Here is a 22815-nt window from a genome sequence, read left to right as displayed (position 1 = left end):
GTTGGAAATATGCTGTTATTTAATGTCTTCTGTTTTTAGGTTATAAGTGATTTTGCTGGATGCGGTTTCCATCATTATCTTCACTCTGCCGGGGGTTTTACCGTCTTCATCATAAATAACGATTTCATTCAAGCCTTCTTTTAACCAGGGTTCCGGAATATACATGCCTACATCGCCAATTTTTTCTGGATATCGCCCCAAGTTATGCCCGTTAATCCAAACCGAACCATGACCCAAACCATAAGGATGAACCCTCCACACCAATTTCCTATTGGCTATTTTTTGCTGGTTGAAAGTGGAACGATACCATTGTGGACCATTTAATGAGTCGGTGTTCATCAGATTTTTCCATTCTACGGTAGCGTCTTCAGGATCTACACCATTTTTCATGTTCCAGCCATTTAAAACAGTTCCACCTGCCATCGTGTTTATTTTTACAGGCTGGTCGATGCCGCCCTCGTTACTTAGGTTTTCTATAAAAACAGAAAGTTCAATCGGATGCGCTAAAATAGCTGCATCTGTAATTTTATACTCAAAAGGAATATTCCATCCTTCGTGTCTTAATACTTTTTTGCCATTAATAAACAGGGTTGCGTTTTCATCCGTACTTTTAAAACTGATGGTTAGGCTCGGCAGGCCTGGTTGGGCTTTGATAATGGTTTGAAACCAGCCATAGCCCGCTTTAAGGCCAAACGCATCAGCACCAATTTTATATTGTGGCGTTTTAATCGTATCGAGTAATGGCGGACCACTTTTAATGGCCATGGAATCTGCCGCGGCGGTGAAATACCATTTATCAAGCGTAGAAATAAATGGCCCTCCTTTTTTGATGCGGGTAACACCAGAAAGCCCTTTTTTGTCTATTTCCGTAATCGGACCAAGGTAAGCTGCGAGTTTATCACGGCCATCATGGGCGGTAAAAAAGGCAAGGTTGTGCATGCCCTTTTCCAGGACGAGGGTAAGCTCGCCGTTTCTGATCTTCCAATTGGTTACCAGCTTTCCGTCTACAAACACCGTTGCTCGGTCGCCACCTTCAGACTGTAAGGTATATTTTCCCGCTGAAGGTGCATTAAATTTTGTGCGGTACCAGGCAGAATTGGTCAGGTTTCCATCCATACCCATCTGTAATGGATTTTCACTAGCTAACCATTTTCCGTTTTGTATTTTAGATGAAGAAAAAATTGCTGCATCCTTGTTTTCCCAGGGCGTTAAATGAAGTAGCGAATCTGTTTTAATATCCTCAATCGGTAAAACAGTCATTTTTTTTAATCCGTCTTCGAGGTAAAGCATTGCCTGGGTATCTTTTGCGCCTGTTAATGGATAGCTTGCCGCTGCTTGAAAGCTTGTGCTACTTAACTTCGCTTCACCAAGATAGGAAACACCTGTCACTATCGCTTCTTTTCCTGTTTCGGATGTGATCCATGTTTTATTGGTAGCTGCTTTATCCAATACCACAATCCGAATTAGTTGATCGCCTGCTTTAAAAAGATAAAGGGAAGATTGTTCCGATGGTGTAAACACCGTATTTAAAGTTACGTTTTTGCCGCTTACTTTCAAATCGCCAGAGTTAACGGTTGATCTTACAATTGCTTTTACAGTCGTAATAAGATTCAGATAGATTGGATCACCAGCATTTGCTTCTACCAAAATAGTTGTTGTATTTTGCTGTTTAACAACACCGAATATCCTTGACAATCCCCAATTCAATTCTACTTTATCATTTAATTTAAACTGATGTACAATTGGATATAATTCGCCGGGCAATAAGTTAATAGTAAAAGATGGCAAACCTTTAACAGTAATCGTTTTGGTTAACTGTTTTTCCGCCGGATTATCAAGAAAGATCAGTGTTCCGGCATCGCTCTTCCTTGCATTAATATGGAGTGAAGTATCATTTGTTAAGTATTGATAAGCTGCAGATGCATCGGTACTGTTTTCCAAAATTTCCTGGAAACTGCGTGCAAAATAGCCCGCACGTTTAAAAGTAAAATAAAGCGGACGCAAATCTCCTGCCTGTCCAACCGCAGCGCCATAATCGTATGAGGCTGCATCTTCATCATTATTGGTGTATCCAAAGTTAGAGCCACCATGGGCCATATAAAAGTTATAGCCGTTGCCGCCATGTGCAATGATTTTCCAGGTTCGGCGATCGTAAAGGGGTGCATCTGTTGGTTTTGCACCATACTGTGAATACCAAACGCTCCAAAATTCTGTAGAAAACCAAGGGTTTGGTCTTTTTGGATCATCCAGTTTTCCCTTTCCTGCAGGATCAGTAGCATGGTGTAAGCCGCTAAAAAAGTAAGGAATTTCCATCCCCATAGCCAGCGATTTGCTTTGCAGGTGTTTAAAGTAATCATTAGGCATATCTGTTCCCCAGCCTTTTGGATGTTCATTTTCCAGTTGTATCAAAATCACGGAACCACCTTTTGTAATCTGGTGTTTCATTACAATAGGTAGCAGCCGATCAAAGAAACGATCTACGTATTTTTTAAATTCTGCATTATCTTCTCTCACCCGCAAACCAGGTTTAAATCGAAGCCAGGTAGGATATCCACCCTGATCCCATTCTGCACAATAGTAAGGACCGACACGCACAATAGAATAAAGGCCTAATTCTTTAATTAACGCCAGAAACTGATCCAAGTTCTTGTCTCCATCAAACTCAAATTTCCCTTCTAAAGGTTCATGATAATTCCAGATGGTATAAATCTCAATACAATTAAAGCCACCGCGTTTAAGTTGTAGCAAACGCTCCCTCCACAACTGATGTGGCACCCGGGCATATTCCATCCCAGCCGAAACAATAAAGGTCCTTTTCCGGTTGATTAAAAAGCCTTTACTGTCAAAATCACTATAGTTTTTTGCTTCAGGAAGTTCGTGAAACATATGATCATTTACAACTTCCTGAGCATTGGTAAACATAAATGCAGAAAGGCCAAGCAGCAGCAAAAGTAAAGATCTACCGCATTTCATCATATAATAAGTACGGAGTGGCCTAACGCAATTTTTATTTCGCATACGCTGCTTTTATCGTATCGTTATATTTGGCGTAAAGTTTTGCAACAACTACAAACGAATTGCCTTTGATTTTGTCAGAATAGGCATTGTCATGCAGATTAACCCATTTCCATTCCCAGTTTTTTACATTTTTATCAAATGCTTTTAAATCAACTGTTGTTCCTGTTTTAAACGATTGCTCTACGGTTTGAAAGAACATTTCCCATCTTGGTTTATAATATCCTTTAATTAACCCTGCCCATTGGCGGTTAGAATATTCTCTTAAACCGCTCTCTTTATCACCCCATAAGGTAACAAGATCTCGAGCGTTAAATTCATATAAATTCCGTTCTTTTTCTGTAATGCCATTTGCCCTTGCTTCATGAATCCATTTTCCCAGCAGAAAATCTTTTCGGGTAGCTAACAGCAGATCCATATCATCTAATAATTCCAGGAATTCATTGCTGTATTTTTTAAAGGCAATCTGATCTTTAGCCTGGTAAGCTGTCGCCATTTTCTGTTGCAGCGGACTTGCATAATTGGCCAATACTTGCCTGGTTACATCAACCAGGTCATATTCGAAACCATCGCTGGCTTTTAGTTCATTTGCATTGGCGGTAAACAATCCCCATGCTTTAACCAATTGAAGCGGGTCGTAAGATAATCCCGTCAGTACCCGGTCAATCTTCTTTTCAAATGTTGGGCGGGCCACAATAATTGATTCATTTCCACCTTCGGTCAGTCCTCCACTGTAAACCGTATTCAGCAAAATATTCCATGCTTCATCCAGTTGCGGTAATTGTTTACCATACCTTCGCTTTGCGTAATCTTTCAGCCATGCCTCCACATCAATCGGCGTATCTCTCCACACGTTTTCAAGCATCAGACCAAATAATGCAGGGTTTTGTTCAATCCCTTCGGGAGCCAGCCCGATACCTGTCATCCTTTTTGATTCCGGATCATGCAGTGCAATGGAAGGATCGGCTGCCACATGGCGCATTCTTGCAAAGAGGCTGATGTTGCCGCCAAAATTCTGCAGCATATTCCATATCCATGGTTTACCATAATACGCCTCGGTACGGTTCCATACGGGGTGGGCATCACTATACAAATCAAGTACAATCATTTGATCATCAGGAACTGCATTTAGCAAAGCTTTAACCTGCTGTGGCTGCCAGAACTTATTGTTATAATGAAACATCCATCCTTGCATTACCCAAATCGCTTTAGGATCGGCGGCAGCCATAGAATGGAAAACCTTTTTACTCATGTCGCTCAGATAAGTAGAGTCGTTAGTTGGTGGAATGTTCTCATTAAATGTATCAGAGGAGTACAAATGATCTGTTCCAAACTCTTTAGTTTGAGTTTCGATATATTGCTTTCCTATTTTCTCGAACAAGGTATCTTGCGGATCAAGAATAAATACATCAGGAAAACCAGCATCCCAGTTTGTTCTTTTTACTTTTGCATTAGGGAATTTATCTTTAAAAGTTGGCGGCACATGGCCGGTAAAAGCAGATAAAACAGGTTTCATACCGAAGGATCTTTCGCGTTCGAGAATTTTTTTCTGCAATTCTTTATGTGAATCCATCCAGTGCTGTGGTAGCGGACCACCCCAGGCATCGATATTTCCCATCCATAGCCAAGAAAAATAAGCCGGACCGCTGAAAAAGCCCTCGAGTTCTTTATCGGTAAAGCCCATTGAGCGATAAACATCTCTCCATATTGCTTCCTCTCCTGTGATAGCCAAAGGCATATTTATACCGTTTAATGCCATCCAATCGATTTCTTTCTGCCAACGTTCCCAATCCCACCAGGCCATGCTGTAGTTAAAAGTGCAATAGTTTAAATAATAACGGTAATTGTAAGGCGTATTCTTATGGATTTTGACAGGCACTTGTGGCAAAACTGCTGGAATATTCAGGTTTGTACCATTCCAGCCGATGTCACTCGAACAATAGTTTTTTAAGTAATAATTCAAGGCGGAAGCAACAGATAATCCATTGTTTCCTCGAAGAACAATTTTATTGTTCAAGGATTCTATTTCAAATACATCTTTATCATTTTCCTTTGGAATTTCTTCTACAACAAATGCTTCCGCTCGGTTGGATACGATGCGCTTTAAAAAGGCAGCAGTATTTTGCTGGTCTACCTGGGCTATCGCTGTTGAACCTGTTGCTGCAACTGCCAGAAACAATAAAGTAAGATACCTTTGAATCATAATTGTTAAAAATTGGGATTTTGTACCAATACACCACCAGCCTTGTCGATTTCTACTTGTGGGATGGGATAATAGTAATGTTTAGGACGAATAAAAGTAACCGTTTTTCCTTGATCTATCGGTGCTTTTGAAACTGCAAGATTATAGATTGCAGCAATATTAACAATCCCTTTTTTATCCCAGCGCATTAAATCCTGATGCCTTTCCCCTTCTCCAGCCAGCTCTACACGCCTTTCATGAATCAATTGAGTCATTCCGGCACCACTTACAGGAGGTAATAATGTTGAAGCCCTGCGGCGAACCTGGTTAATGAGCGCATCACCGGCACCTGCACCCTGGGTACGAATTTTGGCTTCAGCAACCAAAAGGTAAATATCTGCAGAACGCATTAACGGAACTGCATAATTATGATCAACACCATTACCTTCGGCAGAACCAAATGGATAGAATACAGCATATTTTCTAAATGCAAATCCTGTAGAAGATAAACTGCTTGTAAAAGTCTGGTCATTTACACCATCACCAATATTAATCTTGTCGCCAACACTAAGCAGCGTAGCGGCTTTTCTTGAATCATTTGCTTCAAATTCGTTAGCTAAACCTTGGAGTGGTTGGCTAAAGCCATAACCTCCCCATGCTCTTGGGATGTAATAAATGGTATAATCGTTTTGTACAACATTTTGTAAGCCCTGTACAGAAAAAAGGATTTCGGCACTATTTTCGTTTGCACGGGTAAAGTTTTCCTTATAGGTAGCTGCTAAATTATAATTTGGGTTATCAATTAAACGCTGACCGGTAGTAATGGCCTCAGGTAATTTTTCCCAGTACATATAAAGTTTTGTAAGCAATCCCAAAGCAGTTCCTCTACTTACGCGACCTCTATCCGTTGCGCTATACGATTCAGGAAGCATGTCAACCGCTTTTAATAAATCAGCTTCAATCTGTTTCCTTACTTCCTCAATACTTGATTTAGGTTTATTAAAGGTTTTGTTTGTAAAATCTGATTCAGAAATAATAGGTACGTCTCCATAAATCAACATCAGGCGCCAGTAGCCAAAAGCACGCATAAAATATGCTTCGCCCATACTTCTCTTCCGAACGGCTTCGTTCATCGTTGCAATTTTGGGGATATTAATAATTGCATTGGTAGAACGGTTAACGGTTTCGTATTTATATGTCCAGCTAAATCTTACCTGTGCGTTCGATGCATCATAAGTTAAATTTTCTATCGCTTCATCTTCCGAATGGTCGCCCGAGCGCCAGTAATCATCAGAAGCAACATCAAAAGTGGTTTCGGCATGACTGATGTAGTCTTCCTGCTCCAAGAGGCTATATATTCCTGTAACTGCATTTACAGCATCGGTTTCATTTCTAAAATAATTGTCGGTATTGTAAACACCTTTCTGATCAAGATCAAGATTTTTCTTGCAGGCTGTAGCTAAAAATACAATCGCTGTTAGTACAAGAATATTTATTTTCGTTTTCATAGGATTATAATTTAAGGGTTAAACCAAATGTAAATGAACGTACTGAAGGGTACTGAGCAACGTCAACACCTCTTTGTCTGTTGCCATCTGTATAACCCAATTCTGGAGTATAGCCGGTGTATTTTGTAAGCATAAACACATTTTGTCCGGTTACATATAGTCTCAGGCTGCTAAAAGTTGTCTTTTTTATCAGTGTTGATGGGAAAGTATAACCTAGCGTGATGTTCTTTAAACTGAAATAACTACCATTCTCTATGAATAAATCCGATGTACGGTAGTTATCATTCGAGCGATCCAGCGACATTCTTGGAATGGTATTACTCGTTCCAGGGCCTGTCCATCTTCCAATGGTTTCACCATACAAGTTAAAAGAATAAGTAGGATCTATGCCCTGCATCCGGTCGGCATTGTATAAGTCGACACCAAATACACCAGTAAAATTAGCTGCTAAATCGAAGTTTTTGTAAGATACGCTACCTTGAAGACCCATTGTCGCTTTAGGATTTGGGTTGCCCAGATAAGTTCTGTCTTTTCCATCAATTAAACCATCTCCATTTACATCGAGGAAACGAACGTCGCCAGGTTTGATAGAACCTTTTCGCGAATCATTTGCTAATGCGGCATCGTTATCGATTTCTGCCTGGGTTTGATATAAGCCATTTGTTTTCCATCCATAGAAAGAAGAAATAGACTGTCCTTCGTATGTTCTGGAAATTTCCTGGCTCGAACGGCCGTAAACTTTTGAAGAAATATAGGCACTCTCACCGTAAAGTTTGGTGATTTTGTTTTTGATGAAAGCACCATTAACACCAACAGAATATTTTACCTCATCACCTGCACTGTAATTAATTTCGGCCTCTATACCACGGTTGTTCATCTCTCCGGCATTCACATCTGATGCGATTGTTGTACCGGCCGTACCTACCTGAACTGCAGGAATTAGCATTTCTTTGGTATCTTTATTAAAATAGGTTAAGGTTGTATTTAGTTTATTCTGTAAAAATCCGGCTTCAACACTCACGTTCGTCATTGCCGAACGTTCCCAGGTTATATTAGGATTAGCTGTTTTAGTGATTGCTGCCCCATTATATCCTGCACCGCCAAAAGTATATCCATTGGTTCCGTATGTATTTCCAACCAGGATAGAACTTACATATTGAAATGGCGTTACGTTTTGATTACCCAATTCGCCCCATCCACCTGTTACTTTTAGATTGCTGATCCAGCTAATATCTTTCATGAAGCTTTCGTTAGAAATTCTCCATCCCACAGAAAAGGCAGGGAAATATCCCCATTGTTTACCTGGTGCAAAACGAGATGAACCATCGGCTCTAAATGTCAGCGTAGCCAAAAACCGACCATCGTAATCATAAAAACCTCGTGCAAATACCGATTCTAAAGCGGTAGGATCATCTGCAGTACCCGATGCGGTTAACAAAGTATTGCCTTGATTTAAAACGCGTTGATCAAAACTGGTATTATCATATCCAATCCTGGCTGCGCTGAAGTTGCTTCCCTGAAAATTCTGTCTAGAATAACCAGTTGTTACTGTAATATGGCTTTTATTAATCGTTTTATCATAAGTAAGGAATAAGTCCAGTAAATTTGAATACGCTTCAGTTTCCGATTGGGTCAAGCTAGAGTTGGTAGTGGGTCTTGCCTGATTTACATCCAGAATGTTAAAATTGTAACCTCTGCCAATCGTTCCATCAAAGCCGTAGTTGGCACGGAATTTCAAATCTTGCATGATGTTTACCTCAGCAAACACATTTGCAATCACCCTGTATTTTCGGGTATAAGCATCTGTTTGTTGTATGGTTGCGTAAGGGTTGTTAATATCTCCAAGTTGGTTGGCAAAAGCTTTGGAAGTTCCAAAACTACCGTCATCGTTTATCGTCGGAATTGCAGGGTTAAAACGTAGGGCTGAGAAAATTAAACCAGCTTGAGAATCATTGTTATTAAATGAATTACTCTCTGTAAAAGTACCCTGAATGTTCTCTCCAACTCTTAACCATGATTTTATTTTATGCTCCGAGTTAATCCGGGTGCTGTAACGTTTAAATCTTGCTTTATCTACAACGCCTTTTTCATCGTACATCGAAGCTGCAAAATAATAGGTAGAGGTTTCATTTCCACCCTGTATATTTACATCACCACTGTTTACTTTTCCTGTGCCCAGAATTGCTTTCTGCCAGTCGGTACGTTGAGTAGCGTAATAAGGATCATCCCATGGTGCTTCAATTGTAGCGCCATCATTAGTGTAGCGCTCTCTTTTAAGCATATATAAATCTGGTGCAGTTAACAGGTTAATGTAACGAGTGGTGTTGGAAAAACCTGTGTATGCGTTTACCGATGTTGATAATTTTTGGCTATAGCTGCCTTTTTTTGTGGTTACCAATACCACACCATTTGCTGCTCTTGTACCATAAATAGCGCTAGAAGATGCATCTTTTAAAATTTCTACAGAGGCGATATCGTTGGGATTTACATCACTTAATGCATCTGGATTACTTGATGGTACTCCGTCGATTACCACCAATGGGTTGGCATCGTTAATGGTTCCTGTACCGCGGATTCTGATACTTGGCGCAGCACCTGGCGAACCATCATTACGTAATATGTTGACTCCTGCGGCACGACCATCTAAAGCTTGCGTAACTGAAGCAACTGGCAGGTTCTGAATATCCGAACCTTTAACACTGGATATAGAACCGGTAACATCTACCTTTTTTGTGGTTCCGTAACCTACTACCACTACTTCGTTCAGATTTTGATTATCCTCTGGTAGTATTACCGAAATTACCGATTTACCGCCAACTGGAACGCTCGTTTTCTGGTAACCGATATAAGTAAATTCAAGAATACCGTCTCCGGGAGCGCTGATAGAAAACTCTCCATTATCGTTAGTGGTTGTTCCGACAGCAGAGCCTTGTAGTTTTACGCTCACTCCTGGGATTGTTACCCCTTTTGCATCCGTAACTTTTCCCTTTATTACCGATTGTGCAAAGGCAGTTTGGAACTGTAAAGAAAGCAATATCAATATGATTATTGCCTTAAATGGTTGGTAGAATTTAAACGAGCGGCTGGCATATAAAAATGCGAAAATCGTTTGTAAATGTTTCATCAAATAGTTTGTTTTAATACTGTAGGATGTACAGAGCATTTAACCTGCCCTGATTTACCACATCAGCATAATGAAAATAAGTTTATTTTTCCTTGGAAAGCACAAAGTCTTTCTGGCTTGTAAAGCCGGTTACGAATCTGAGTTAAAAGTCTTTTTCATGGTCTGGTTTTTAAGTTTTGAAGCGAAGCTTGTATATGTGGCTTATGACAAGTGGTTATTTTGTCAGCAACAGTTGATTTTGCTTGTAGAGATGGAATGATTTGTTTGTTAAAAATTACTTGTTGTTTTAAAGTTATATAAAAAGATTACATAAAGTAAAAATTTCAATACTTTTTTTATTAAATAAATCATAATTAGATATATTTTTATAAAAACAATAATTCTTTTTACAAAATTTAATAAAAGAAACCTATTTTTGTTTACATCTAAATAAATCTGCAACCAATATGGGAATACTACTTCGGCCAAATTACTTTTCTGTTGATGAAGAAAGACTTAATCAACTCAGTAATATGGATAGAAAAAAATACCTTCAAAAAATCCAGATACTTAAATACATTTATCAGAATGAGGTTGCAACCGTTAGCGAAATTTTCACAACGGTAGGCATTAGTTCGCCAACAGGCTTAATCCTCATAAAAGAGCTGATTGCTGATGACATTTTGGAGAAAAAAGGTAAGGGTGAATCGAATGGTGGAAGAAAGCCAGACACCTACCTTTTAAAAGATGCAACCTTTTATATCGTCAGTATCGATATGGAAAAGTTCAGGACAAGGGCTGTTATCCTAGACAATAACAATAATTTCATCACCACAATTCATACTTTAGGTAAGGGAATCAGCAAAGATGAATCGACGCTTCCCGATCTTTATACTTTTATCAATGAACTGATATCTTCTTCAAAGATTGATAAAAGCCGTTTGGTTGGCATAGGGATTTCAATGCCAGGATTGGTTGATGGAGAAGCGGGAATGAACTATACCTATTTAAGACCAGAGCGAAAAGAAAAAACCTTGCAGCAAGTATTGGAAGAGGTCTTCGGCTATCCTGTATTTTTACAGAATGACGTGAAATGTGCTGCCATAGCAGAAAGTAAGTACGGCCTGGCAAAAGGAATTAGCGATGCGCTTGTGGTATTGATGGATTGGGGAGTTGGATTAGGCATAATCATGGATGGTAAAATGCGCAAGGGTAGCAGAGGTTTTTCTGGAGAAGTTGGTCATATTCCACTGATGGATGAAGGCGCATTATGCTATTGTGGCAAAAAAGGATGTTTAGAAACGGTAGCTTCTGGTGTCGCACTCGCAAGAATGGCAAAAGAAGGTATTAAATCTGGTCAACACTCCCTCCTGAATGAATTATCAGATTATGAAGTTGAAAAAATTGAACCTCATTTGGTAATTGACGCAGCCAACAGGGGCGATCAATATGCAATCAGTATCCTATCTGTAGTTGGCAATAATCTTGGTAAAGGTATCGCTACACTGGTACAGCTTTTTAATCCTGAACTTATTATTTTAGGAGGTAAAATGGCTGAGGCAAAACAATACATAACAATTCCAATCATACAGGCGATTAATACTTATAGCATGACTGAAATCAGAGAAAATACAAGAATCGACACCTCCGAACTCGGTCAGGATTCCTGCATTTTAGGTGTTGCAAGTATGGTAATTAACAGCATTATTGAGCGACAGGTCAAATTCGCCGAGCTATAGATTATAAAAATGACAAATTAGATAAGTTATGCATCGCCCTATTCTTATATACTTCATCGTATTTATTCTAATCAACACGCATTCATTTGCACAAACAAACAATCAGGCACCCATTTGGGGGCAATGGGAAAACTGGGGAGATAGCAGAAATGGCACTTACAACAACCCGATATTACCTGCCGATTATAGTGATCTTGATTGCATCCGCGTGGGGAGTGATTATTATGCGGTGTCATCCACATTCCAGTATTCGCCAGGATTTGTAATCCTCCACTCAAAAGATATGGTGAATTGGGAAATTATAAGCCATGCAGTAAACGATATCACTTCAATTTCTCCGGAAATGAACTGGGATAAAATGAACCGATATGGAAAAGGAATATGGGCTGGTGCTATACGTTACCACGATAAAAAATTCTGGATCTATTTCGGTACGCCCGATGAAGGCTATTTTATGACAACTGCCGAAAAACCTGAAGGCCCCTGGCAACCCCTTCACCAGGTGTTGGCGAAAAAGGGATGGGATGATTGCAGTCCTTTTTGGGATGATGATGGGCAAGGTTATTTAATCGGAACAAATTTTAGCGATGGTTATAAAATCCACCTCTTTAAAATGACAGCTGATGGCAAAGAACTCATCGAAGGCTCTGATAAAGTTATTCATCAGTCAGAAGGAAGCGAGGCCAATAAATTGTATAAAATTAATGGTATTTATTATCATTTTTTTAGTGAGGTAAAACCCGAAGGCCGGACCATCATGATGGAAAGGTCGAAGAATATTTATGGGCCTTATACGGAGGAAAAACAATTGAGCCATGCCGAAAAGCAATTTAATGAACCCAACCAGGGTGGCCTGGTACAAACCCAAAATAGAGACTGGTATTTCCTAACCCATCATGGTACAGGCGATTGGTCTGGGCGGATTATGAGTTTGTTGCCAGTAAATTGGGTTGATGGTTGGCCAATTATCGGAAAAGTTGGTGAAGACAAAATAGGTACAATGGTTTGGTCGGGCAAAAAACCAGTTAACCCTGGTGTGGTTTATGCACCGCAAACGAGTGATGAGTTTAACCAATCTAATTTGCCGCCACAATGGGAATGGAATTACCATCCAAGGGTAGAAAAATGGTCGTTAAAAGAACGAGCCGGTTGGTTAAGGCTGCATGCTTTCAAACCTATTGAAACCAATAATCTGTTAAAAGCTGGAAATACGCTAACCCAAAGAACATACCGCACAAAAGCAAATGAGGTTATTCTGAAATTAGATTTCAGCGGAATCAATAATGGTCAAAAGGCAGGACTCTCGCACTTTGGAGCACCTGCCTATGCTACTTTAGGTATCGCATGCGAAGATAAAATAAGCTATTTAGAATTAAATGTTAAGGGAAAAATCACAAAAGGATTGGTATTAAAGGGGAATAAAATCTGGCTAAAATCTACTTGGGGGCTGGACGGCAAAAGCCAGTTCTATTACAGCATTAACGGCAAAAAATATATGCCTTTCGGAAAGCCTTATCAAATGGAATGGGGCTCATATCGCGGCGACCGGATAGCGATTTACAATTATAATAACCTTGCAGATGATGGCTACATAGATGTTGACTATTTTCATTACACCTACAGCAAATAAACAAAAAGCCAGACTAAAAAATTATATCTGAACTATTAAAGATGAATTTTCGAACTAGCGTTTTATTGTTTCTAAGCTAATTAACCCCTGTTGATTCTCGAGCCAATAATGTTGGTTCTAACATAATGTTCCGGATAGTATCATAAGGATTTTGTTGCAAAATCATTTCCAAAAACATTTCTGCACATGCCGTTCCAATTTGAGCCGGATGCTGATCGATAGTTGATAGACTTGGTGAAATGTATGCCGAAAAGGCTTCGTTAGCAAATCCAATTACACCAATTTTCGGAATATGTTCGCCTAGTTCGCTAAGTTTTTTGGTAACACCTAATGCTGTAAAATCATCTCCAGCAATAATGGCATCAGGTATATTTGTATTATTTAGCAACTCCATTGCACCGTTGAAGCCATCATTTATTGATAAGCCACTAAAAATTATGTTATTATTATCTACAACTAAACCATTTTTTTGAAGCGCTTCTTTGTATCCCTTTAATCTATCGCTAAAAATTTTTATCTGTTGCACAGGTGTAATAAATGCAATATTTCTATAACCTTGTTTAATAAGGTGTTCGGTTGCCAGGTAGCCCGCTTGATAGTCGTTTAATGTAATTGTTGGCACATCTATTTTTAGATTTACCCTATCAAAAATAATTAACGGTTTATTCTGTTTTACAATTTCTTCGAAATGCGTTATTGCATTGGTTTCGAGCGACATAGAAGCCATGATTCCGTCAACCTGAGCTTCCAGTAACGTTTTAACACCTTTGATTTCATTGGCTAGTAATTCTTTCGATTGAAATAGAATGATTCGATAACCATTACTTTTTAAACCTTCTTCTATACTATGAATAATTGAAGCAAAAAAATGCGATTCAACAGAAGGAACTATAACGCCCACAATAAAAGTTTTACCTGATTTTAGCGCAGATGCGAGTTTGTTCGGACTATAATTTAATCGTTTAGCAACATCGAAAACCGCTTGTCTTGTGTTTTTACTAATTGCCGGGAAACCACTCAAAGCACGAGAAACAGTAGAAACAGTTACACCTAATTCCTTTGCAATATCATATATGGTAGTCTTTTTCTTCAATTTAAACTTAGTTAAGCACCATAAAATTTGAGGAGTTGATTGTGTTTTTCATGATTTATAAAATCATGAAAAACACAAAAATATAAAGGAATTTTATTAATTAGATGTATCTGTTAATCAGATTTTCTAAATATTCTTGTTTACCGCTAATCACATCAGGCTCACCATTTTCAGCAGCAAAGTTTCTTAAATCTTCTAATGATAATTTACCTTGCTCAAATTCGGCACCTTTACCCGAATCGAAAGAAGCATATCGTTCTGTTCTTATTTTCTTGTAGTCAGATTTTTGAAGGATGGCATCAGCAGTAATTAACGCTCTAGCAAAAATATCCATACCGCCAACATGCGCATAAAATAAATCTTTAGCATCGGTAGAGTTTCTGCGGATTTTAGCATCGAAATTAACACCTCCACCTTGTAAACCACCACCTTCTAATATAATCAACATGGTTTCTGTTAGTTCATTAATATCATTCGGGAACTGGTCAGTATCCCAACCATTTTGGTAATCACCACGGTTTGCATCAATAGAACCTAATAAACCATTATCAACAGCTACCTGCAATTCGTGTTGAAATGTATGTCCGGCTAGTGTTGCATGATTTACTTCGAGATTTAATTTAAAATCGCCCAATAAATCGTATTGCTGTAAAAAGCCTTTAACTGTTGCAGCATCATAATCGTACTGATGTTTAGAAGGTTCGCAAGGTTTAGGTTCGATAAAGAAAGTTCCTTTGAAACCTTGTTGCCTAGCATAATCTTTAGCGGTATGTAAAAATTTTGCCAAATGCTCTTGCTCACGTTTCATATTGGTATTAAGCAAACTCATGTAACCTTCTCTTCCACCCCAAAAAACGTAATTCTCACCACCTAATGCAATGGTTGCATCTAAAGCTGCTTTAACCTGTGCAGCGCCGTGCGCCAAAACGTGAAAATCGGGATTTGTAGAGGCACCATTCATGTAACGTTTATGGCTAAATAGATTTGCGGTTCCCCACAGTAATTTAACGCCGCTATCTGCCTGTTTTTGTTTTGCATATTCAACCAATGTTTGCAACCTGCGTTCGTTTTCGGCAATATCATTACCATAATCAACCACATCAACATCATGAAAACAATAATATGGGATTTGCATTTTCGTTATAAATTCGAACGCTGCATCCATTTTATCTTTGGCTCTTTCAACAGCATCCTTCTTGTCATCCCACGGAAATACATGTGTTGGACCGCCAAAAGGATCTGCTCCATTGCCATTAAAAGAATGCCAATAAGCACATGCAAATTTAAAATGTTCTGTCATGGTTTTTCCTGACACAACTTTATTTGCATCATACCACCTAAATGCCAGCGGGTTATCGCTTTCTAAACCTTCATATTTTATTTGGTCTATACCATTAAAAAACACTTTGTCGCCTGTTAATACTTTTACCATTGTTTTATATTTTATTTTTGATTATTTAATTCTCTGATTAATAACTTTTTCCAGTCTTGATAAATTTTTTCGTAGTCTAATACATTTTCTGGTTCAATCTGGCTAAGAACGGTATGCTTTGAAAATGCTTCCTCTACGGTTTTGAAAATTCCGGCACCAATGCCGGCTCCTATTGCTGCACCAACGCTTCCATCGTTTTCATATAATTCTAACCTTACGCCTGTAACATCAACAAAGGTTTGTGCAAACACATTACTTAAAAATAAATTGGCTTTTCCGGCACGAATCACATTTGGTTGCATGCCATTTTCTCGCATAATATCCAACCCATAACGAAATGAAAATGCAATGCCTTCTTGTACTGCCCTAAAAATATCAGCTTGTGTATGCTTGTTTAAATCTATCCCGACTATTTGTGCACCAGTATACTTATTACCTAACATACGTTCGGCACCATTTCCAAATGGTAAAACGCGTAAGCCATTACTACCTATAGCAGCTGTTTCGGCAAGTTTATTTAACTCGTGGTAGGATAAATTTGGTGCAAAATTATTTTTAGCCCAGCGGTACATGCTACCTGTACCATTGATGCAAAGTAGTACGCCAGTATGCGGATTTTCTTTGGTATAAGTTACATGCGCAAAAGTGTTAATCCTCGATTTATCATCATAAGTTAAAGCATCGCTAATACCATAAATTACACCTGAAGTACCTGCAGTTGCTGCTACTTCGCCGGGTTTTAAAACATTTAATGATAAAGCATTATTTGGTTGATCGCCAGATTTATAACTTACCGGAATACCAGCACTTAAACCAAGCAATAAGGCGATATCATCTTTTAAATTTCCATGAACGGAAAATAGCGGGTGAATTTCGGGGATGAGTTTTTTATCAATTTGATAGTAATTCATCACATCTTCTGATATTTCGTTCTTGGCAAAATCCCAAAAAATACCTTCAGAAAGTGCGGGGATGCTTGTTGAAATATTTCCTGTTAGCATCATTGCCAAAAAATCCCCAGGAAGCATTATTTTATCAATCAGATGGTAAATTTCAGGTTCGTTTAATTTAACCCATGCCAATTTTGAAGCAGTAAAATTACCAGGAGAATTTAACAAGCTTCTTAACGACTTTTCATTACCAATCTCTTCAAAAGCTTTATCACCAATTTCAACAGAGCGGCTATCGCACCAAATAATGCTATCTCTTAAAACATTTTGATTTTTATCAACCACCACCAAACCATGCATTTGGTATGCTATGCCTATAGCTTTGATTGCTGAAAGGTCAACATTTGATAAATCCCTCAATTTTAAAATTGCTTGCTGCGTATGCTGCCACCAATCCTCTGGATTTTGCTCTGCCCAACCCCCTTTTAAGGATTTTATATCTGCTTCTTTTTCAGGATATTGTGATGAAGCAACACACTTTTGGGTAAGGGAATCAACAATTGAAACTTTAATGGATGATGTTCCTAAATCTATGCCTAATAAATACATTTAAGGTAATTTTACTTGGTTATGCAAACGGTTGCATAAATATAGATTTTATATTTGTAAAGCTTGAATAATGATTATTTATTTTTATAATAATTTAGTTTGAACAAAGTTATAGTCTGTATCAACACTTACAATTTAGTCTGTGGGGACAAAGACGAAGGAGTAAGAATTATATGTTCAAAGATTTCTCGGCTTCGCTCGAAATGACGGTGGGATTTCTTCAATGGTCTATGTCTCTTCCATGGTCTGTGTCTCTTCCATGGTCTGTGTCCTCACAGACCATTAACTTATTTATTTTCGGTCTGTTGGGATACAGACCAAGGAATATAAGTGATGACTTGAAAATGAGATTGTTTCGTACCTCGAAATGACGGTAGGCTTCATGCAACCATAAATACTTGCAGAAACAGAAGTTAATTAGACCCTATAGAACGTAAAGCCCGGAAGACGAGGAACGAGGATGAGGACTTGGAGAGATAGCGGGACGAAAATTAATAGATGCTTCAGTTATTGCTCTTCTAAAATTAAGAATGTGGTGATATTATTTAAATATTCTAAACAATGGTCTGTGTCCTAACAGACGGTCAACATCATTCAATTTCGTTCTGTGCGAACGTAGACTGAGGAGCGGATTTCAAAACAAAAAAAGCAATCTTCTCTTAGAAAAGATTGCTTCTTAATCGTAAAGATGAATAAAATGTTGATTTATATCTTTTTGTACATCACTTCATAATATTCATCAGCCATTCTGGAAGATTCAAATGCAGGAAGAACGCCATCAACTCCCTTTTGTATCATATTATACCATTTCGATGGGTTTTTATAGTATGTGGGTAAGACTACATCCTCTATAACAGTTAACAGATTCGAATTCTCTTTTGTATCTCTCTCTGGTTGTGAAAGTTCATCAGCAGCTGGCTGAATAATAAAACAATTTTCGCCATCTACAGCAAATTCTGGCACCCAACCATCCGGAAGAGAAAGATTAATAGCGCCATTCATGGCAGCAGTCATACCGCTTGTTCCAGAAGCTTCACGGTACATTTTTGGATTATTAAGCCAAACGTCGCAACCCTTTTTTAATAATGCACTTAAGGCAAGTTCGTAACCAGTAACTACAGCACAATTGGCAAATTTTAGGGTTTTCTTAATAATTTGATTAAACATTTTATTGGCTCCCTCATCTTCAGGATATGGTTTGCCTGCCCATATAATTTGCACCGGCATATCGGTTGAGTTTAGCAATTTTAAGAAACGCTCCCAATCGTACATTAAAAGGTCTGCCCTTTTGTATGCAGCAAACCGCCTTGCCCAAACAATTGTTAATACATCTTCCTTAAAAATTTTCCCAGTTTGATTAGCCACTTCCTTAAAAAGCAAGGCTTTCATCTCCTTTTTTCTTGAGCTCAAACCCTGCTCATCATTTGCTTTAATGGTTTCTGCAAATTTAGTGTCTTGCCAATAGGTTTGATTTTGGGCATTTGTTATCGAAGTGATTTCGCAAATATTACTGTAACTTCCCCACATTTCGCGGGCTACCTCACCATGCAATTTAGATACACCATTCGCTTTTCCAGAGAACTTAAGTGCGCCAAGGGTATAGTTAAATTTATCGCCATCCATGCCTAAAATAAACTTAACTTCATGTTCTTGAAGGTGATAGAAAAACGACATATCTTTTAATAGAGAGAAATCATGCTCCTCATTTCCAGCTTGTTCGGGGGTATGTGTTGTAAATACCATCCTCTTTTTAATTTCTTCCAAATTTTTAAATTTAGAATATAGGTAAAAATTTAGCGGAACGGCATGCCCTTCGTTCATGTGGTAAATATCTGGTGTTAAGTTTAATTGATCTAAAAGCAAACCGCCACCAATACCTAAAATTATGGATTGGGCGATTCTTGTAGTTTCATTCGGGTCGTACAAACGGTGTGTAATGCTTCTACTTACAAAGTCGTTCTCTTCTAAATCGGTGCTTAGTAAAAATAGTGGTGCAGAGCCGAATGTTTCCGGACGTAATAAGAAAGCTTTAACCTTTACCATTCCACTGTGAACAGGAACAGAAAAAATAATTCCGGTATCTTCTAAAAATGAATAATCTTTTTGAATAAACTGCGGTATCATGTTATTGTCCTTATCCCGAACCTGGTCGTGATAACCATATTTCCACAACATGCCTATACCAATCAAATTCTGTTTAAGTTCGTATGCACTTCGAAGGTTTGAACCTGATAGAAAACCCAAACCTCCGCTATAGATTTTTAATGATTGATCGATAGCGAATTCCATGGAGAAATAAGCAACTGATTTCTTATAGTTTGGATTTGGTGTGTACCCTAAAATATCTGTGTTGGTCATATAATTTTTAAATGAAGACTAAATTAAGTCATAATAATTCATTTAACCAACACCATTTGGTACACAATGTTTTAGCTTAAACAGCTAGATTTATACATTTGTTGATATGATATTTAGAATATTAAACCTGACAAAAGGTAACTAAAAGAAATAAAATTCTTTTACCTAATGTCAGAATTAATCAATCGGTAAAATCTTATTGAACTTTGCCTGAGTATCTACAGGAGCATCTGCGGGATAAGTTTTGTAATCGATAGTCAATACAAAATTTTGAATATTAAACTTTCCTTTATCAAAATATCGAAAATTTACAGGGGTTTTAGTAATCTTACCCGAGGCGTCTCTTTCCTGCTCTTCAGTAATGTTGACGATTACATTATCCGCATCAGTAGCATAAGTTCCGCTGACCATGATAAACCAATCATTACTACCTTTCATCTTTAACTTAGATGTAAATTTACCCCCAGGCTCGAAAATTAACGTACGAGATGTGCTTTGTGTTGGTAATTCTTCCCAGGCACCAGTTAATGCATCTCTAGATAAAACATCTTTACCTGGCTTTTTACAAGATGAAAATGATAAGGTGAATAATATTAGTACGATTAGAGTATTTGATATTTTCATAGCGTTAATTATTTTTGATATGGATACGTTTCCAATTATAAAAACGCTACAACCTATTATATTTTAATAGTCTTCATTTTCCATGCCTGTTTCCAGTCTTTTCAATTCACCATCCATATCAAGCATGGCCATTTCTTGTTTGGCAATAATTTCCCTACAAGATGCAAGCTGATTTCTCAAATCCATGATTTCTTTTTGAAGTTCAATCATACTTTTACCTGTTTCCTCATGCATTTTTCTCAACTCCAATCGCCGCATAAAGCCACCATCACTTAAAAAAATCTCTAAGCCAGATTGTTTACCAATAAGTGCAGGCAATGGATGCCCGTAAACTTCACCAATAAGAATAATTAGATTGAGTTGGCTAAGCAAGTGAAGGTATTCAGAAGCTAATATGGCATTTCCCTTAAATATATGTAAAACACGGTCTGTCTTTACATACTCCTCATATTGAAATTCCTGGAGTATTCGATCCAGTAATTCGCATTTTGCCGAAGTAAGATTAACAGGAAACCTATCCATTAGAAATAATTGGGATGATACGGGAAAAATTTATAACAAGTTTAAAAAGTATAAATATAGAAATTATTTTTTTTAGCATTGGATTTTTTGGAGTTTTAATAGAATAGCGATACTATAACAGATAAATAATTTAAATAGCCATATTCCCATACCTATCTTTAAATTGTTACAGGAATTAACCGGATATATAAGGAACAATTATCAAAATTTAATACATTAGCTTACAAATTATTCCTGAATGAAGAAAATATTTACATTTCTTGTTTTAAGCTACTTAGCTTTTTCTTTAAGCGCCCAAACCATTGTAAATCGCAATGCTGATATTGATAAAATGGTTAAATCGGTAAACCCTGATTCGCTAAAAGCCTACATCACAAAAATGGTTGCTTTTGGAACACGAAGTACAATAAGCGATACCAAAAGTAAAACAAAAGGAATTGGTGCGGCAAGAAATTGGGTGGTAAGTAAATTTGCCCAATTTGCTAAATCTGGTGATGGCAGATTAACTGCTTTTTTAGATACCACAACAATTAAAGCTGATGGAAAACGTGTTGATAAACCCATTAACTTGGGTAATGCAGTTGCCATTTTAAAAGGAACTGATGCAAATGACAAACGCGTTTTTGTGGTTAGTGGCCATTTAGATAGTCGCGTAACGGATGTGATGAACCGAGTAAGTGATGCGCCAGGAGCAAATGACGACGGTAGCGGTGTGGCTGGGGTAATTGAAGCGGCCAGAATTATGAGCCAATATAAATTTCCTGCAACAATAATTTTTGTAGCCGTTAGTGGCGAAGAGCAATCTTTATTAGGTTCGGGATTTATGGCTGCAAAGGCTAAAAAAGAAGGCTGGGATATAGAAGCCATGCTTAACAACGATATGATTGGAAGCAATAATGCAAGCGAAACCCAAATAATTGACAATACTAAACTCCGCGTATTTAGCGAGGGTTTACCAAGTTTTGAATTGGATAAAAACGCAAAAAATATTCGTCAGTTTGGTTTAGAAAATGATGGCAAAAGCAGACAACTTGCTCGCTACGTTAAAGAAACAGGTGAACGATATGTTGATCAGCTTGAAATAAAATTGATTTACCGTAATGATAGGTTTTTGCGTGGCGGCGACCACACACCTTTTGTGGAAAATGGCTTTAGTGCGGTTAGGTTAACTGAAATGAACGAAAATTTTGAGCACCAACATCAGGATTTAAGAACAGAAAACGGCGTTAAATATGGCGATTTAATTGAATTTATGGATTTTGAATACTTAAGAAAAAATACAGCCGTAAACATTGCCGTATTGGCCAATCTTGCTAAAGCACCTTCAATGCCAACAGAAGTAAAAGTTGATGTTAAAAATCTAAGCAATTCGACGTATTTATATTGGAAGCACCAGTTAACGGAACGGTTAAAGGCTACTACATTTTAATGCGTGAAACCAGCAGTGCGGTTTGGCAGAAAAAGTTTTTTACAACAGCAACCGAAATGCGATTGCCATATAGCAAAGACAATTATCTTTTTGCAGTTCAAAGCGTAGGTAATGAAGATAATGAAAGTTTACCGGCAGTTCCTGCGATTGGTCGCTAATAAAAAATTTAGGTTTTTTGCTCGTTTAAACAGAAATTAGCACAATGAAATTTAAACCATTAGCATTTATAATAAATATTTTAATAACCTTAAGCATTGGTGCATTGGGCGGCTTTGCAACCGCTAAGTCAGTTCAAACCTGGTATCCAACACTAAATAAGCCATCGTTTAACCCACCAAATTGGTTATTTGCACCCGTTTGGACAAGCCTTTATCTTTTAATCGGTATTGCAGCTTACTTGGTATGGGTAAGAAGAGATAGAATTGTGCATTTTCCAAGAACGGTAGCCATTTACCTAATCCAGTTGCTACTTAACCTGGCTTGGTCGTTCATTTTCTTTTACCTTCATGAAATAGGTATAGCGCTTATCGAAATTATGCTGCTGTTAATTTTCATCATTATTAATGCAGTTACTTTTTATAAAATAAATAAATGGGCAGGATTAATTTTCATTCCATACATACTTTGGGTAAGTTTTGCATCATTTTTAACATATAACATCTTCATACTGAATTAAATTTT

General features: G+C 37.9%; 16 protein-coding genes. 6 read left to right on the top strand and 10 right to left on the bottom strand.

Going from position 1 to position 22815, the window contains the following annotated elements; all coding sequences use genetic code 11:
• Window positions 1-15: 15 nt before the first annotated feature.
• Genes D7004_RS07020 through D7004_RS07005 form a run of 4 tightly spaced genes read right to left on the bottom strand, consistent with a single transcriptional unit; the run spans window position 16 to window position 9829 of the window.
• Window positions 16-2976 carry a beta-galactosidase gene (locus tag D7004_RS07020; protein WP_167459431.1) on the bottom strand — a complete coding sequence of 987 codons (2961 nt, stop codon included), beginning with the start codon at window positions 2974-2976 and terminating at the stop codon, window positions 16-18.
• A 31-nt stretch (window positions 2977-3007) separates the two neighbouring features.
• Window positions 3008-5218, bottom strand: coding sequence for an alpha-N-acetylglucosaminidase (locus D7004_RS07015; protein ID WP_208646806.1), 2211 nt, complete (start codon window positions 5216-5218; stop codon window positions 3008-3010).
• A gap of 5 nt (window positions 5219-5223) precedes the next feature.
• Window positions 5224-6705, bottom strand: a complete 1482-nt coding sequence (locus D7004_RS07010; RefSeq protein ID WP_123205162.1) for a RagB/SusD family nutrient uptake outer membrane protein — start codon at window positions 6703-6705, stop codon at window positions 5224-5226.
• Window positions 6706-6709: 4 nt separating this feature from the next.
• Entirely contained in the window at window positions 6710-9829 is a 3120-nt protein-coding gene (locus D7004_RS07005; protein ID WP_167459430.1) for a SusC/RagA family TonB-linked outer membrane protein, read from the bottom strand.
• 70 nt (window positions 9830-9899) lie between these two features.
• Here D7004_RS07005 and D7004_RS20595 point away from each other — a divergent pair, with 70 nt between their 5' ends.
• The 3 genes from D7004_RS20595 (at window position 9900) to D7004_RS06990 (ending at window position 13177) form a co-directional block, all read left to right on the top strand.
• Window positions 9900-10088 (top strand): hypothetical protein, encoded by a 189-nt coding sequence (locus D7004_RS20595; RefSeq protein WP_123205160.1) that lies wholly within the window; start codon window positions 9900-9902, stop codon window positions 10086-10088.
• Window positions 10089-10275: 187 nt separating this feature from the next.
• On the top strand, window positions 10276-11547 hold the full coding sequence (locus tag D7004_RS06995; protein ID WP_123205159.1) for an ROK family protein: 1272 nt from the start codon (window positions 10276-10278) through the stop codon (window positions 11545-11547).
• Window positions 11548-11575: 28 nt separating this feature from the next.
• On the top strand, window positions 11576-13177 hold the full coding sequence (locus tag D7004_RS06990; RefSeq protein WP_123205158.1) for a glycoside hydrolase family 43 protein: 1602 nt from the start codon (window positions 11576-11578) through the stop codon (window positions 13175-13177).
• A gap of 76 nt (window positions 13178-13253) precedes the next feature.
• On the opposite strand, the gene D7004_RS06985 is transcribed toward D7004_RS06990, so the two are convergent.
• From D7004_RS06985 to D7004_RS06960, 6 genes are all read right to left on the bottom strand, one after another.
• Complete coding sequence (locus tag D7004_RS06985; RefSeq protein ID WP_123205157.1) at window positions 13254-14270, bottom strand: LacI family DNA-binding transcriptional regulator; 1017 nt, start codon at window positions 14268-14270, stop codon at window positions 13254-13256.
• A gap of 100 nt (window positions 14271-14370) precedes the next feature.
• Window positions 14371-15702 (bottom strand): xylose isomerase, encoded by a 1332-nt coding sequence (gene xylA / locus D7004_RS06980; RefSeq protein ID WP_123205156.1) that lies wholly within the window; start codon window positions 15700-15702, stop codon window positions 14371-14373.
• Window positions 15703-15713: 11 nt separating this feature from the next.
• The gene (locus D7004_RS06975; RefSeq protein WP_123205155.1) at window positions 15714-17201 is read right to left on the bottom strand and encodes a xylulokinase; all 1488 of its coding nucleotides are present in this window, start codon (window positions 17199-17201) and stop codon (window positions 15714-15716) included.
• A 705-nt stretch (window positions 17202-17906) separates the two neighbouring features.
• Entirely contained in the window at window positions 17907-19559 is a 1653-nt protein-coding gene (gene glgP / locus D7004_RS06970; protein WP_123205154.1) for an alpha-glucan family phosphorylase, read from the bottom strand.
• Between the two features lie 177 nt (window positions 19560-19736).
• Window positions 19737-20183, bottom strand: coding sequence for a hypothetical protein (locus D7004_RS06965; RefSeq protein ID WP_123205153.1), 447 nt, complete (start codon window positions 20181-20183; stop codon window positions 19737-19739).
• Between the two features lie 63 nt (window positions 20184-20246).
• The gene (locus D7004_RS06960; RefSeq protein ID WP_123205152.1) at window positions 20247-20705 is read right to left on the bottom strand and encodes a hypothetical protein; all 459 of its coding nucleotides are present in this window, start codon (window positions 20703-20705) and stop codon (window positions 20247-20249) included.
• 238 nt (window positions 20706-20943) lie between these two features.
• On the opposite strand from D7004_RS06960, the gene D7004_RS06955 reads away from it, so the two are divergent.
• The 3 genes from D7004_RS06955 to D7004_RS06950 are packed head-to-tail and all read left to right on the top strand — an operon-like array spanning window position 20944 to window position 22810.
• Window positions 20944-22134 carry a M20/M25/M40 family metallo-hydrolase gene (locus D7004_RS06955; RefSeq protein WP_244214265.1) on the top strand — a complete coding sequence of 397 codons (1191 nt, stop codon included), beginning with the start codon at window positions 20944-20946 and terminating at the stop codon, window positions 22132-22134.
• A complete protein-coding gene (locus D7004_RS20965; protein WP_244214264.1) occupies window positions 22134-22292 on the top strand; it encodes a hypothetical protein in 159 nt (52 codons plus the stop codon). The genes D7004_RS06955 and D7004_RS20965 overlap by 1 nt, the downstream gene beginning before the upstream one ends.
• A 44-nt stretch (window positions 22293-22336) precedes the next feature.
• The gene (locus D7004_RS06950; RefSeq protein WP_123205151.1) at window positions 22337-22810 is read left to right on the top strand and encodes a TspO/MBR family protein; all 474 of its coding nucleotides are present in this window, start codon (window positions 22337-22339) and stop codon (window positions 22808-22810) included.
• Window positions 22811-22815 lie beyond the last annotated feature (5 nt).

It is taken from the genome of Pedobacter jejuensis, assembly GCF_003725795.1.
Lineage (GTDB): Bacteria > Bacteroidota > Bacteroidia > Sphingobacteriales > Sphingobacteriaceae > Pedobacter > Pedobacter jejuensis.
This window is presented reverse-complemented; position numbering and strand designations above follow the sequence as displayed.